The sequence below is a fragment of the Amycolatopsis thermoflava N1165 genome (genome assembly GCF_000473265.1).
Classification (GTDB): Bacteria; Actinomycetota; Actinomycetes; order Mycobacteriales; family Pseudonocardiaceae; genus Amycolatopsis_E; species Amycolatopsis_E thermoflava.
Genome location: NZ_KI421511.1, coordinates 1,865,315 through 1,877,797, shown reverse-complemented (window position 1 = coordinate 1,877,797; position 12,483 = coordinate 1,865,315). Strand labels below are relative to the sequence as shown.

The 12,483-nt window shown below is 67.6% G+C and carries 17 protein-coding genes and 1 pseudogene; 10 read left to right on the top strand and 8 right to left on the bottom strand.

The window, feature by feature from the left end; genetic code table 11:
- Nucleotides 1-19: 19 nt before the first annotated feature.
- The 3 genes from AMYTH_RS0109410 to AMYTH_RS0109395 form a co-directional block, all read right to left on the bottom strand.
- Nucleotides 20-706 carry an SAF domain-containing protein gene (locus tag AMYTH_RS0109410; RefSeq protein ID WP_027930105.1) on the bottom strand — a complete coding sequence of 229 codons (687 nt, stop codon included), beginning with the start codon at nucleotides 704-706 and terminating at the stop codon, nucleotides 20-22.
- An 83-nt stretch (nucleotides 707-789) separates the two neighbouring features.
- Nucleotides 790-1,311: a hypothetical protein gene (locus AMYTH_RS50230; RefSeq protein WP_228684671.1), complete on the bottom strand. Its 522-nt coding sequence runs from the start codon at nucleotides 1,309-1,311 to the stop codon at nucleotides 790-792.
- Nucleotides 1,312-1,799: 488 nt separating this feature from the next.
- A complete protein-coding gene (locus AMYTH_RS0109395) occupies nucleotides 1,800-2,363 on the bottom strand; it encodes a hypothetical protein (RefSeq protein WP_228684669.1) in 564 nt (187 codons plus the stop codon).
- Between the two features lie 387 nt (nucleotides 2,364-2,750).
- On the opposite strand from AMYTH_RS0109395, the gene AMYTH_RS0109390 reads away from it, so the two are divergent.
- The gene (locus AMYTH_RS0109390) at nucleotides 2,751-3,257 is read left to right on the top strand and encodes a prepilin peptidase (protein WP_167344578.1); all 507 of its coding nucleotides are present in this window, start codon (nucleotides 2,751-2,753) and stop codon (nucleotides 3,255-3,257) included.
- A 102-nt stretch (nucleotides 3,258-3,359) separates the two neighbouring features.
- Here the strand turns inward: AMYTH_RS0109390 and AMYTH_RS0109385 are convergent, their stop codons facing one another.
- Nucleotides 3,360-3,917, bottom strand: coding sequence for an HD domain-containing protein (locus AMYTH_RS0109385; RefSeq protein ID WP_027930100.1), 558 nt, complete (start codon nucleotides 3,915-3,917; stop codon nucleotides 3,360-3,362).
- An 11-nt stretch (nucleotides 3,918-3,928) separates the two neighbouring features.
- Entirely contained in the window at nucleotides 3,929-4,993 is a 1,065-nt protein-coding gene (locus tag AMYTH_RS0109380) for a helix-turn-helix domain-containing protein (protein WP_051362603.1), read from the bottom strand.
- A 190-nt stretch (nucleotides 4,994-5,183) separates the two neighbouring features.
- On the opposite strand from AMYTH_RS0109380, the gene AMYTH_RS0109375 reads away from it, so the two are divergent.
- From AMYTH_RS0109375 to AMYTH_RS0109365, 4 genes are read left to right on the top strand one after another with little or no spacing between them, the layout of a single operon-like run.
- Nucleotides 5,184-5,648 (top strand): glycine-rich domain-containing protein, encoded by a 465-nt coding sequence (locus AMYTH_RS0109375; RefSeq protein WP_027930098.1) that lies wholly within the window; start codon nucleotides 5,184-5,186, stop codon nucleotides 5,646-5,648.
- 14 nt (nucleotides 5,649-5,662) lie between these two features.
- A complete protein-coding gene (locus tag AMYTH_RS0109370) occupies nucleotides 5,663-6,607 on the top strand; it encodes a phosphotransferase (RefSeq protein WP_027930097.1) in 945 nt (314 codons plus the stop codon).
- Complete coding sequence (locus tag AMYTH_RS48755; RefSeq protein ID WP_157360566.1) at nucleotides 6,582-6,899, top strand: hypothetical protein; 318 nt, start codon at nucleotides 6,582-6,584, stop codon at nucleotides 6,897-6,899. The genes AMYTH_RS0109370 and AMYTH_RS48755 overlap by 26 nt, the downstream gene beginning before the upstream one ends.
- A gap of 9 nt (nucleotides 6,900-6,908) precedes the next feature.
- Entirely contained in the window at nucleotides 6,909-7,196 is a 288-nt protein-coding gene (locus AMYTH_RS0109365) for a hypothetical protein (protein ID WP_027930096.1), read from the top strand.
- A gap of 36 nt (nucleotides 7,197-7,232) precedes the next feature.
- Here the strand turns inward: AMYTH_RS0109365 and AMYTH_RS48750 are convergent, their stop codons facing one another.
- The gene (locus tag AMYTH_RS48750) at nucleotides 7,233-8,057 is read right to left on the bottom strand and encodes a helix-turn-helix domain-containing protein (RefSeq protein WP_027930095.1); all 825 of its coding nucleotides are present in this window, start codon (nucleotides 8,055-8,057) and stop codon (nucleotides 7,233-7,235) included.
- Between the two features lie 292 nt (nucleotides 8,058-8,349).
- Here AMYTH_RS48750 and AMYTH_RS47795 point away from each other — a divergent pair, with 292 nt between their 5' ends.
- Nucleotides 8,350-8,598 carry a winged helix-turn-helix domain-containing protein gene (locus AMYTH_RS47795; protein ID WP_084022546.1) on the top strand — a complete coding sequence of 83 codons (249 nt, stop codon included), beginning with the start codon at nucleotides 8,350-8,352 and terminating at the stop codon, nucleotides 8,596-8,598.
- Between the two features lie 56 nt (nucleotides 8,599-8,654).
- Here AMYTH_RS47795 and AMYTH_RS50845 read toward each other — a convergent pair whose 3' ends face one another.
- Both AMYTH_RS50845 and AMYTH_RS51180 read right to left on the bottom strand, forming a co-directional pair.
- Nucleotides 8,655-8,789 carry a hypothetical protein gene (locus AMYTH_RS50845; protein WP_267283887.1) on the bottom strand — a complete coding sequence of 45 codons (135 nt, stop codon included), beginning with the start codon at nucleotides 8,787-8,789 and terminating at the stop codon, nucleotides 8,655-8,657.
- A gap of 74 nt (nucleotides 8,790-8,863) precedes the next feature.
- Nucleotides 8,864-9,046, bottom strand: a pseudogene (locus AMYTH_RS51180) (SDR family NAD(P)-dependent oxidoreductase); the annotation flags it as partial.
- A gap of 766 nt (nucleotides 9,047-9,812) precedes the next feature.
- Between AMYTH_RS51180 and AMYTH_RS0109350 the strand changes: the two are divergent.
- The 4 genes from AMYTH_RS0109350 to AMYTH_RS49495 all read left to right on the top strand — a co-directional run bounded on the left by AMYTH_RS0109350 (nucleotide 9,813) and on the right by AMYTH_RS49495 (nucleotide 12,246).
- Nucleotides 9,813-10,337 (top strand): RNA polymerase sigma factor, encoded by a 525-nt coding sequence (locus tag AMYTH_RS0109350; protein WP_209440753.1) that lies wholly within the window; start codon nucleotides 9,813-9,815, stop codon nucleotides 10,335-10,337.
- On the top strand, nucleotides 10,334-11,005 hold the full coding sequence (locus tag AMYTH_RS0109345; protein WP_027930092.1) for a hypothetical protein: 672 nt from the start codon (nucleotides 10,334-10,336) through the stop codon (nucleotides 11,003-11,005). Before AMYTH_RS0109350 ends, AMYTH_RS0109345 begins: the two co-directional genes overlap by 4 nt.
- A complete protein-coding gene (locus AMYTH_RS0109340) occupies nucleotides 10,986-12,005 on the top strand; it encodes an ImmA/IrrE family metallo-endopeptidase (protein WP_167344577.1) in 1,020 nt (339 codons plus the stop codon). The genes AMYTH_RS0109345 and AMYTH_RS0109340 overlap by 20 nt, the downstream gene beginning before the upstream one ends.
- An 85-nt stretch (nucleotides 12,006-12,090) precedes the next feature.
- The gene (locus tag AMYTH_RS49495) at nucleotides 12,091-12,246 is read left to right on the top strand and encodes a hypothetical protein (RefSeq protein WP_167344576.1); all 156 of its coding nucleotides are present in this window, start codon (nucleotides 12,091-12,093) and stop codon (nucleotides 12,244-12,246) included.
- Nucleotides 12,247-12,483 lie beyond the last annotated feature (237 nt).

Here is a 12,483-nt window from a genome sequence, read left to right as displayed (position 1 = left end):
GACAGGACGGAGACCAGCATCAGCGTCCTCCCGCGGCGAGCATCACGACCGACAACTGCCCGGCCGGAACCGCGGCGACCTGACGTGCAGCGGCCTCGGTCAGTTGAACTGACACCACAGTCGTCTGGTCGTTCGGGGTGCCGACCACGGTGGTCACCACCGCGGGCCAGACCATTCCGCCCTCCACGGGCAGACTCGCCGCCGTCCCGGACTGCGCAGGCACGAACACCACGGAGACACGCGCGCCCGGGGCGACTTCCGGCGGGAACTGACCAGGCTTGAGCGCCAGAGCGGCGATCGCCTGACCAGTGCCCGGGACCAGGGGGTCACCGACCGAGCGCGGGGTCAGCAACGCGCCGGCCGTCAAGCTCGTCGCCATCGGCCTCCCGACCACCGTCGCTGCTTGATCCACCCCGATGGCGGCCACCCCGGGATCGAGAGCGAGGTTGACCTGGCGGAGGTCCTGCGCTGTGAGCACGTGGCCCACCGGAACATCGCGGGCCAGGGCGAGAACTGCCTGCCGGTCGCCCGAGTCGAGCGAGAACAGCACGAATCCGCCCGCGCAGGCTAGTACGAGGAGCACACCCAGAAGCAGGTGCGGGAGACTGCGGCGGCGGCCGGTTCCGCGGAACCGTGGAACGTTCTTGCCGCTGCTGACCCACGGGCCGGCTGCGGTGTCCGGGCGGTTCGTGGTGTTGGTGCTCACTCCGGTACCTCCGTGAGGCAAGGGGGTAGTGCGCCACGTCGCCGAAGGGAATCAGCGAGTGGTCCTGGTCGGATGCCGGGCGGTCAGCCGCCTCCGTTGTTCAACGCCTGTGACTCGGCTACGCGGAAGCTCGTGGTGCTCGTCGTGGTCATGTCCGGGAACGTCCCGCCCTGGCCGGCGCCGGACCAGCTGACCGTCCAGTGCACGGTCGCGGTTATGCCGAACGCCTGTCCCGGCTGTGCTGCCGACGAGCGGCGGTACACGTGACCGCAGTCCGGTGAAGGGGCCGCCGGATCGCCGCCGGCGGCGTAGGGCGTCCCGGCGCCATTGCAGACGACGGTCGAGCCATCGCCCATCGACCAGGTCACCGAGCCGGGTGTCGCCGTCGCCGTCACCGAAACACCGGGCACCGAGGCGGTCGCCGACACCAAATCCCAGCCGCTGGACAACCACATCCAGGTGGGCAGGTTCACCAGCTGGTCGCCGGCCGGGTTCGCGGAGATCGTTGGCGAGGGCAACCGCAGCTGACGGCGTGCCATCTGGGCCAGCTCTTCGGGCGACGGCAGCTGCGCCGCGCCGGGCTGCTCCCCATCGGCTATCCACACCGGAGGCCGGTACAACGTGTCCGCTGAGCCTTCTCCCGAGCATTTCCACACGTACCAGGCGCCTGGCCCTTGCCCCGGCTGCGCGGCTTGCGCCGGTGCAGGGCGCGGCCTTGCCACCGGGACGATGCCGCCCGTGCTCCGGTGAGGCGTGTGCGCCACGGGAAACGTGCCACCGCTGGGCGGCTGGTAGTCGCTCTTCACATACGAGCAGCTCGCCATGTTGGCGTCGCCACCGGTGATCGTGTCTCCGGGGTTCGCGGGTTTTCCGTTGCCTGGCTTGGTCCCCCCACCAGGACGACCGGCGTTGGGAGCACCGGCTCCAGGAGCCTTCCCCGGAGTGCTGCTGGTGCCGGCGCCGAGTTCACAAGCGGGCGTGGGCGTTTGACTGCAGGTCGTGCTTCCCCAGCCGCCCCCGGCAACGGCAGGAGAGGCAAGGCCGAGCACGGCTGCGGTGAAGACCCCGGCGACGACAGCGGTGCGGCGCATCGTCAGCACGTCCCCGCGTCGTGCACGCCGTAGTCGGTGACCTTCCACGAGCCGTCGGCCTGCTTCTCCACGATCGCGTTGATCGCATGCCGGCCTCCGGGCTCGTCGTCCGCGAGCTGACCGTTGTCGGCCCGGTACTTGAGCCAGTTCGACGAGTCACCGCAGTCGGACACGATGATCTTCACCGGATCGTCCGCAGGCTCGGCCGAGGACACCGTCGGGTTGAGGATCGGCTGTCCCTTGGTCACCAGGCCGTTGTAGTGGTCGGCGTAAAGACCGCGCGACAGGTTCGTCAGCGCGAGGCCGGTCGCGTGATCCCCAAGCTTCGGCGATTGCCAATCCGATGTCGTCCCGGCCTGAACGAAGTCCTCCCACATCGCCCGGTATGCCGTCAGCGCGTCCTGCTTCGCCTTGTCCTCATCCATCGGGGAAGGACTGGTGCTCACGGCAGTCGAGGGTGCAGGGGCGGCAGTCGACGGCGCGGACGCGACGGTTGCCGGATCGTCAGGGGTGCACGCCGCGAGCAGCATGAGACCGGCCAGACCCGTGACCGCCCATCCGCTCACGGAGCGACGTGTTCTCCCCTGCACCGTGGCACCCCCACCACTACCGGTTGATCACTGTTCACCAGATCAAACTTTCTACACCACTGTCCCCCTGCGGGCGCAACGGCAATGCCGCACTGACTTTGAGGTCGGCATGGCTCCAACCAAGAAAGATTCACCCTTTCGGACGCGTGATGGGAACATTCGAGGCTTGCGTCCGGTATTTATGGCGGCTAGGAATCGCGAGGTCTTTGCCTGCGTCGATCGCCGGGGTGTCCGATGAATTCGCTTGCCTTGACTGGCTGGGCTGCCGTCGGCGGGTGCGCCGGGGCGGCGGTCGCGTTGGGCTCCCGAGCTTTGGTGCGGACGAGAGCGCTCGGCGTGGGCGAGCGGGTTGTCTCAGCTGGTGTGACGGCCGCGCTGTTCGGCGCGGCGGGCTGGCGGTTCGGCTGGGGGATCGACCTGGTGGCATACAGCTCGTTCGCGGTGGTGTCAGTGGTCTTGGCGCTGTTCGATGTCGTCGAGCAGCGCCTGCCCGGTGTGCTGATTGTCGTGGGCATCCTCGCGGTGGGGGCGAGTTTCGCCCTTGGGGCTGTACTTGCGGCGGGGTACGCCGACTTGCTCCGGGCGGCGGTCGGGATGGTTGTTCTAGCCGCTTGCTATCTCGCGCTCGCCCTCGCACTCGGCGGCCTCGGCGCCGGAGAGGTCAAGCTCGCCGGGCTCCTTGGCCTCGTGTTGGGATGGCAGAGCTGGGGCGCCGTCCTGGCCGCCACCGTGCTGGGGTGGCTGCTTGCTGGAATCGCACGCCTTGTGTTGCGTGCCACGGGGCAGGTGGCCCGTGACGCCCCAATGCCTTTGGGGCCCTATCTTGTGCTGAGCGCGTGGGTGACAATCCTGTGCGGCCTCGCACCCTAGGGAATTTGGAATAATCCGTTGGCAGATTCCCCGAGTAACCCACTTCGTTATTCCACGAGGGGTTGCCAAATTCTATTCGTGATTATCGTGGTTCCGCCGGGCTCACCGGTCCCGCCATGCAAGCGGTGAGAGCGAGGTGGCTGCTTCGGCGACCAGCTGGGCGGTTGCAGTGGACAGGCCCTTGAGCGCGCTGTCGATCCAGCCCTGGACGCGCTGAACGCCGACCTCGCGGTACTCGACCGCTTGGAGGAGCATCTCGAGCTTGTCGGCATCGCGGGCGCACCGGGATTCCAGGGTTTCGGCCGTCTCGTACTCGTCGACGGCGTCCCGGACGGAGGCGCGGGCGGCGTCGGGCAGCCCGGCGGTTTGGTCGGTGGTGATTTGCTTGGGGTCGGGTTTGGTGAGGTAGGGCTTGACGGTGTGGGGGAGGTCGCCGGTGCGGGTTTCCTGGGTGTCGTGCCAGAGGGCGAGGTAGGCGGCGCGGGCGGGGTCGGCACCTTCTTCGGCGGCAAGGAGTCCGGCGAGCTGGGCGACGCGCAGGGAGTGCTCGGCGACGGATTCGGGGTCGCGGACGCCGGCGTGCCACCAGCCCGAGCGCCGGATCCGTTTGAGGATGCCGAGCTCGTAGCCGAAGCTGGCGATGGCGCTGGCGTCTGACACGCGTGGTTCTCCTATCGGTCGGCGATGCGGAGGGCGTAGTGCAGGCCGGCGAACTGGTCCCGCTCGGCGCGGGTGAGTTCGTCGGTGGACAGGCCCACCTCGACGGCCTCCTCGAGCGGTGGGCGCAGGTGGGGCCAGTCGGTCAGCAGTGACGGGCGTGAGGCTATCAACGTGAACAGGGTGTGCAGGTTGAGCGGTAGGTGGGGCGAGGACGGTGCGACCCGGCGGGTGAGGTGTTCCAGCAGGTGCACGCCGCCCCAGGAGCGGGGGTCGGCGTGCAGCATGAAGGCGTCGTCGATGTGGTCCTCGCGCAGTTCGCCGATCCAGTAGGCCCAGTAGTTCAGGTTCGCCACGTCCGGGGTCGAGCCTGTGGTCATGGCGGTGGTGAAGTGGCGCAGCACGTCGCCGTCGCCGCGGCCGGCCAGCGCGACCGAGGCGGAGCGGGTTTCCAGCAGCCGGTTGACGTTGTCGGTGTGGATGGTCTGGCGGCTGGCGCGTGCCCACTCGCCGCGGAGCCAGTCGACGCTCGCGGGCCGCTGGTCGAAGCTGAGCAGGTAGACCGCTTGGCGGCGCAGCAGGGCTTGGTCGGTGCCGCAGGCGCGGTCGGCGATGGTGAGCAGGTGGTCGAAGAAGCGTGCTCGCTCATCTGGGTAGAGCACGGGTTGCGACGCTGTTGGTCCCCGTCGGCGAGCGGGTACTGCCAGCGGGCGGAGTTGCTCGGGCAGGATTCCGGTGATCGGCCAGGTGATCAAGTTGGTCAGTGACCGGCGATGCACGTTGTCGGCCAGGGGATGCTGCGCCGGGTCCAGCCAGGCCGGACCGGCGTCGACGGCCGCGGCGAGGACGACGTCGGCTTCGATGGCCTCGTGCAGATGCCGGCCCACGGATGCCGGCGCGCCGAGCCGGGTCAGGGTGGACCGGAGTCGGAGGAAGTCCCGGGTCTGCATCGCGGCGAGGGGCCTTCGGCCGGATTCCCAGCCCTGCACCGTTGTGACGTCGACGCCTGCGGCCTCGGCGAACTGGTCTTGCGTCGCGCCCGCGGATTGGCGGGCGAGTTTGAGCACGAACCCCGCCACGACGCCCAGGCAGCGTGATCCCTGACTGCCGGTCGGTGTTCGTGACGCCCTCGCCATGCGTTCGCCCCCAGGTCGAGCCTCCGTCGCTGCCGCAACCCGTACTGGCAGTCCGTTCTGCCGCGGCCGCCCCGATCGTAACGTGTTCCCAAGCGATCACGGCGAGTGATCGCACACGCCGAAGGAGGACACGTTGACAGCAGTACTGAGCACCCCGATGACCGGCCGGTCTCTGGTCGAGCCCGCTCTGTTCGAGCAGTTGGTGAACCGGATCGTCGCCGAGCACGACCTCGAGCGCGGCGTGGCCGAACGCATCATGGAGCAGGCGCTGGCCTTCCTGGCCGCGTGCGCCCGCAACACCGGTGACCCGCTCGCGCCCAGCGAACTGGTGGACATCGGCTGGCACACCTTCGTCCTGCACACCCGCGACTACGCGGCCTTCTGCGAGCGGATCGCCGGCCGGTTCCTGCACCACGTGCCTACTGCGGACCACGACCCGGCCGCCAGCGGGGATACCGCCCGCGGGACGGTGGCACGGACGGTGGGGGCGATCGAGGCCGCGGGCTTCACGCTCGACTCCGAGCTGTGGCCGCAGGCGGCCGGGTGCACCGGTTGCCACAATGGCTGCCACGACGACCCGCCGCCGGCCCGCGACTGACAGGGAGTTCCACGATGCCTCGCAGCACCTGGGACGAGCTCCCCGCCACGGTGCGAGCCGCGATCGAACGCAAGGCTGGGCTGGTCGCGCGCGCCGAGATCCCCTCGGCGGGACGCAACTCGGATTTTTCAGCCACCTTGCACCTGCGCTCCGGCGGAGTCGTGTTCTGCAAGGGCATCGCCGATGCCGAGGCCAAACGCGGCGCGATGCACCGCCACGAGGCGGACATCAACCCGTGGTTGCCCTCGGCCATCGCACCGCGACTGCGCTGGCGCATCGAAGCCGATGGCTGGCTGCTACTCGGCTTCGACCGCGTCATGGGCGCCCACGCCGACCTCGCACCCGGCTCACCCGACCTGCCCGTGGTGGCCGCCGCCGTGGCAGCGCTGGGACGAGACCTCGCCGACTGCCCAGCAGCCGCGCCTCGGCTGGCAGACCAGTGGGCACGACTCGCGCCCTGGCGACGGCTCGCCAAGAACCCGCCACCCGGGCTGTCGGTACCTGAGCAGCTTATAACGTGGGAGGCGCGAGCGGTCGAGGCCGCCGACGGGCACGACCTGGTGCACACCGACCTGCACTCGCTCAACATCCTCGTCTCCGGGCGCCGAGCCATGATCATCGACTGGGCGTGGTCGCGCACCGGATCAGCGGCGGTCGACGTGGCGTTCCTCATCGCCCGGCTGATCACCGCCGGTCACACGCCATCAGCCGCCGAGGAGTGGGCCGAGGCGCTTCCGGTGTGGCAACGAACTCCATCGGCCGTCCGTACGGCGCTGGCGGTCGAGATCTGGGGCATCTGGCAGTACCAGGCCGCGCAGCAGCGCCGCGACCTGTGGCGCACCCTCGTCCCGGCCGCCCGCGCCTGGGCGGCACACCGCCTCAACAGAAGCACGGTTCTCGAACACCAGTTCGATGACGTGTTAGCCTCATGGCATGAGCGTGGAGGGTCTGAGCGGTGAGCGGCATGACGGCCTCGTCCACTACCGCGTCGACTCGCACGGTGACCGGCTCGTCGTCCTGCCCGCGACGTGCCGGGCGGGGCGACATTCCCTCGCTGCGACGGGTTATCGAGCTGTCGTCGGTGGAGCTGGAATTACTGTCGAGTGCCAGACGTGCCGAGCCGAGGGCGCTTCTCCGGCGGCATGGCGCTTCGGCGCCGCGGGACCGGTGGCCGTGCGGGCGGAGCTCGACGACCAGCCCTACCTGGGCCGCCGGTATCGGCCGGAGTCGACGCCGCTCGGCTGGACGTAGGGCCTGCGGATGCTGCACAGCCCGTACACGCGGTTCACCGGCGACGCCGACCACGGGCGAGTCCCGGTCATCACCCCGGTCTGGGTTCGGCTGGACGCCATCTACGTGCGAGTCCCGGGAGCACCCGTACACACCGTCGTCAGCGGACTGGACATGACCGGCGAGGTGCCTGGCCGCCTGACGGGCTGGTTCGCCACCGCGAAGGGAGACTGGCTGGGCGTTGTCGACTTCGAGATCCCCTGCGCAGACGCCCGGCGAAACAAGCTCGAAGTTGTCGACCAGCTCGTCCCGGCCTAAGCCCTACGACCCCGCAACGACTGACTGCGGTTCGTCTTAAGGCGATGTGTTTCTCACCTCCTGCAGCACATCCTCAAGATGCCGGCGTGTGTTCGTCGGGGTAAGCGCAAGTTGTTCGAGCTCGGTCCTGAGTTGTCGGTAGCGTTCGACGAGATCGTGATCGGTCAGGAGGGTGACCGCTCCGACGTGGTGAATCACGACGGCGCCCTGGCCGTCCTCGCCGTCGTAGAGCGTGAAAGGGCCGAGCTGGCCGTCGTGCCAGTCCGGGCTCTCGATTACGAGTCGCACCGAAGTCGGCTGGTGGTCGAACAAGTCGATCAACCGCTCGACCTGCTTCGCCATGACGTTCACTCCGCCGACCCGCCAGGTGAGTGCTGGCACGCCGAGGAAAGCCTCATACCTCGTCTGCCCGTCCTGGAACAGGGCATTTTGACGTCCAATTCTGGATGTCACCTCGCCCACATCGCCGGTGCTGCGGCGAGCGTAATCATCCACTTGCAACAGATCTGGAACGCGCAGTGGTGACCATTCAGAGATGGAAGTGGCTTGCTCCTCGAGCTCCAATGCGCGAGCAGTCTGATTGGAAATGCCGAAAAACCCATGAGTGACACGGTGTGGATTCACCCACTCCGCGACGTGGAGCAGGTCCGCGCGCGCTCTGCCCGTGATTCCGAGGGCGTCGGCGAGTGCCTTCGTTTGGTCTACGGTGGGAAGGAGTGTGCCGTCGAGCCATCGGCTCACCGTGGTATGGGAGACGCCGAGCTGGTCGCCAACCATGCGGGTGGTAGGCCGAGGGGCGAGTGCCAGCCAATGCGAGCGCAGAAGACGTGCCAGCGGCCGGTTGTCGAGCTGCTTCGCCATGTCGGGGTGTCTCGGCATGAAGTCAAGAGTACCGAGAGAGATCTCTATCAGAACGACCTATATGGGCTATTGCCCCTTCTGGTGCGCGCACTGCACGGTCTGTTGGTGCGCAATAACGCACTAACCTGAAGGGAAGAATGATGTGGCGATGGATTTTGCGTATCTGCGGTGATGCTTCTCCTGCGGCTTGTGACGGTAAAAAGAACCGTCGCCCTCGCCATGCGATGCCCCAGCGTGTGAAAGTCGCACTCAACGAAGAGAACGGCTGGGGGCGCGTTCGCCGGAGTCGGCGATGACGGAAGAACAGCGAACGCCGCATTATCTCTATCGGGTGGTTTTCGAGCAGTTCAAAGCCCGCATCGAATCCGGCGAACTCGCGCCCAACACACCGCTTCCGGCCGAACGGCGCCTGGCAGCGGAACTTGGGGTCGCACTTGGCACCCTTCGCCATGCGACTCAGCTCCTCCGGGAGGAGGGGCTTGTGGTCACTATCCCGTCGAAGGGAACCTTCGTCCGCGAAGCCAGCGCCCGGTCGTCCTAGCTACTGAGCCAACGGGCTCCTCGACCCGAAGCGCTGGCAGTGCTGGATTCGCGCCGCTAAGGCAGGAGGCCTCCACCGTCGTGGACGAGGCATTGGCCGGCTATGAGGGCGCCGTTGGGGGAGGCGAGGAACGCGACCAGGCCGGCGAAGTCGTCGGGGATGACGTAGTCCTGGATGGCTTGCTGGGACACGGTGCGTGCACGACGTCGTCGCCAGAGTGGGCGCGTGTGTCGGGGGCGGCGACTTGCGCGGGCACGACGGCGTTGACGGTGATGCGGTGCTCGCCGAGATCGCGGGCCATGACGCCGGCCATGCCGATCAGGGCGCCGTTGCTGGCGACGTAGGCGAGTCGTCTGGGGTCGCCGGTCAAGAAGGTTGCCGGAGGCGACGTTGATGATCGCCCGCGGTGGTCGCTGTTGCGAAGATGAGGGAAGCATGCTTGCACCATGAGCAGGGCGCCGACGGCGTGACGTCGAAGTAGCTGTGGAGTTCGTCCGGCGTTGCCTCGAGGAAGCTGTTGCGGCCGGACAGCAGTCCTGCGTTACCGGCACGATCCGGGGCAGCTGAGCCGCTCGATGACCGTCGCCACGCCCTGGCCACCGCCGCGGCAGTGCACCTGTGCCGCGCCTGGGGATTGCGATCAGTCGCCGTGGTCAGCGACGCCCGGAAGTTCGAGGGTGGCCAAGTCCGCAGCGCCGACCACGTGGTGCTGGTCGAGTGTCTGCCGGGAGGAGCTCCGCCGGACGGACGGCCGCGGCGTGGACACCGTCCTGGACCCGGTGGGCGGCGGCCACTTCACCGACTTGCCCGCGCAGTCTCGCTCCGGGTCTGATAGTCAAGGTGAACCGCCTGCTGCTAAACATCGCGTCCGTGCGGCGCGCAAACTGGCGCGAGCCGGCGCACCTTCGCCTTCAGGGGACCACTGCTCGCCGAGGCTCGCCTCACGTCGCCGAGCCCACCGTCTACTGCTTTCGAGGCGGCAAGCGCAATGTAAGCACTGGCAGACCGCACTGCGACGGCCAAACTAGTCCTCGACCGGCGTTGGACCCAGCTCTGATTCGGCGACGCGCCCACTGCCGGGTGTGCGAAGGGCCCGTTAGCGCGCCGTCGCCCTCTCTCGACTACGTGGTGAGCCGGCCGCGTGGCAGCTGGCCGCGACAACCGGAGGTGAGAGATGTTCGGTTTTCCGATGGCCGAGATGATTGGGTGATCTGGTGGCTCAACCAGACTGGGCAGCGCTGTACCAGCGGCACAAGGATGCCATGCACCGGGTCGCGGCGTCAGTGTTGCGTGAGGCCGGGCTCGCCGATCGAGCGAACGACGCCGTCAGCGAGGCGATGACGTCTCTCATCAGCGCGCCTCCGGCGGGGGTGCGGAACTGGGAAGCGGTCATGGTGACGGCGGCCAAGCGTAAGGCTCTCGACCTGCTCCGTTCGGCTGCGGCGCGCCATGCCGGACCCGAGTTCGGTCCCGAACATGACCATGCGGACACGGTCGACATCGCCGAGGACGCTGCTGAGCGGATCGACCGGGAACGACTGGGAGCAGTGGTCTGGGACGGACTGGCGGTTCTCGACGATCGGCACCGGAGAGTGGCATGGGAGTACATCGCCTTGGGGCGGCCCCGTGATGACGTGGCGGTTGAGCTGGGCGTATCGCCTGGCCGGGTCAGCCAGATGGCCAGGCGCGCGCTGGAGGAGTTGCGACTCTACCTCGATGAGCAAGGAGGTGCCGCATGACCGACGACAAGAGTGATGAGGTGATCGCCAAGTTTCTGGAGACGCGAGCGCGTTCCGCGACTGGTGAGCTGCCCGGTCTGACCGACGAGCAGCGCGTGGAGGTCCAGTCGCTCGTCGACGTGGCAGAGTTGCTGTGGGAAGCAGGGCACGGTGCGCCGCCCCTCGAGGATGATCCGGTCGCGGCCATGCTGGGCCTGGTACCGGATCCTCGTTACGCCCTTGATCGCGAGGCGTTGGCTCGTGCCCGGCGCAACGCCAATCTCAAACCGGGTGCGCTGGCTGACCGGCTCAGCGCCCGTGGATGGGATGTCGAAAGGCGGGATGTCTTCCGCTGGGAGAACCAGTCCGCGGCTGATGTGCCCCCCGCCTTGATCAAGGCTATCGCGGAGGAGACGGGAACGGAGCCGGACCTGCTCACGGTCAGCCGAGCGGAAACCGGCGGGCACGAGATACTGACCGCGCTGAGCGAATCACCGCGATTCGGCAGGTTGGTGCAGCGGTGGACGCAGATCCGGGCTGTGTCTCCTGGCCTCGCGGCGTCGACCCTGAAGTCTCGGGCTCTGGCCACTGTTCACCGAGGTGATCGACCAGATGTCGAACAGCTGTTGGCGTCATTGGAGGCGTTGGTAGCCGCGTTGGAGGGTGGTGGTGAACAACGTGAATCTTGATGAATGCGTCGACCGCGCGGTCTGTCATCTCGATGCCGCAGTGCGCGCTCGATTCGCGGCCGACCCGCACGGCACGCTGCGAGGTGACCTGGGGCTGACTGCTCGAGCAGCTGAGCACCTGTCGAGCCGTCGCGGCGACGGCGGTGTTTGCGACGGGGTGTCGTTCCTGCGAGATGATGTCATTTTGTATGCGCCGACGCCGTTCAGCCGACGCGAGAATTTCACCTTGGCGCACGAGCTCGGACACTGGTTGGTCGAGCAGGCGGACGAGCTGTACGACTGGCTTGCCGACCAGCCCGAACCGGGACGGCTGCTGGAAACACTGTGTGATCGAATCGCGCAGCAACTGGTGTTGCCGGCAAGCGCGGTCGACCTCGTGCTCAACCAGGGCTCCCTGCAGGCACATCACGTGCTCGCTTTGTACCGCATGAGCCATGCCAGTATCCCGGCTTGTGCGATCGGGCTGGCCGGCAGGCTTCCGCACGTAGGCGCGGTCGTCATCGCCGATCACGAAACGGTGCAGTACGCGAGCGTGCAGCCCGATGTCGAGTCGGGCTGGCCGGTAGTGATCCCGTGGCCAGGGCAGGCCGTCCCCGATGGGCACCCCTTCCGGACCATGCAGGCGGGATCCGAGCTGACGAGAAAGACCTTCTGGAGCACGGCGTGGGGTGAGCGCGAGGACTACTACGTCGACGCCGTAAGCGACGGCAAGCGCATCATCGCCATCTTCTCCGACATCGACACCTGGAACTGCGAGCAGCTCCACCTCGATCAGCCGCGAGAGTTCGACCAGCGTCCGATCAGGACGATCCACTGCTGCCAGGGCGAACAGGCCGTCCGCGGCTATCCCTGCCCAGACTGCGGGGAGCCGTTCTGCCCGATATGCGGGAAGTGCCGGTGTCAGCGCGCCGCCGCTCGAGAGCAGCCGTGCAGCAAGTGCACCTTGAATTACCAGCCGCAACTGCTTGTGGACGGACTCTGTGTGGAGTGTCGGGACTAACTCGGTCACGGCCTATCTCGACTACGTAGTGAGAGCCCAGGTATGGGACCGAATCCTGCCGGCTCTCGGGATGGAGGTGATCAAGATGGCCAAGAACACCGGAAACGGCCACCGCAAGGGAGCCGTCAAACAGCGCAGCGAGTTCAAGCGCGGCGACATCTGGTTCAAGCGGGACACCAAGACGGGACGCATCCTGAACGGCAGCCCGAACCAGCACAAGGGCGTCCGCAACGAGAAGTGACAGACTGCTGGCGGCACTCGATGTGCCGCCAGCATCATGCTGGTGTGCTTAGCGACCACGCCAGATTTTGGCGTGTCCCTCGCGCAGCGCGGCGACGATGCGCTGCTCTGCCTCGCTCAGCTCCAGTCCGGTTCGGTTGAGATGGTGGCGGCCCAATGGTACTGGGGACCGCTGCCGCGTCGGCGGCGGGCTGGGACGCCAAGCACCTGGGCGCGCACGCCTGGCACAGTCGTTCAG

Bases quoted from the DNA above. Each gene is read 5' to 3' on its own strand.
- AMYTH_RS0109370 (WP_027930097.1), top strand. From the start codon at position 5,663: ATGCCTCGCAGCACCTGGGACGAGCTCCCCGCCACGGTGCGAGCCGCG.
- AMYTH_RS48755 (WP_157360566.1), top strand. From the start codon at position 6,582: ATGAGCGTGGAGGGTCTGAGCGGTGAGCGGCATGACGGCCTCGTCCAC.
- AMYTH_RS0109345 (WP_027930092.1), top strand. From the start codon at position 10,334: ATGACCGACGACAAGAGTGATGAGGTGATCGCCAAGTTTCTGGAGACG.
- AMYTH_RS0109365 (WP_027930096.1), top strand. From the start codon at position 6,909: ATGCTGCACAGCCCGTACACGCGGTTCACCGGCGACGCCGACCACGGG.
- AMYTH_RS48750 (WP_027930095.1), bottom strand. From the start codon at position 8,057: ATGGCGAAGCAGCTCGACAACCGGCCGCTGGCACGTCTTCTGCGCTCG.
- AMYTH_RS49495 (WP_167344576.1), top strand. From the start codon at position 12,091: ATGGCCAAGAACACCGGAAACGGCCACCGCAAGGGAGCCGTCAAACAG.
- AMYTH_RS47795 (WP_084022546.1), top strand. From the start codon at position 8,350: ATGACGGAAGAACAGCGAACGCCGCATTATCTCTATCGGGTGGTTTTC.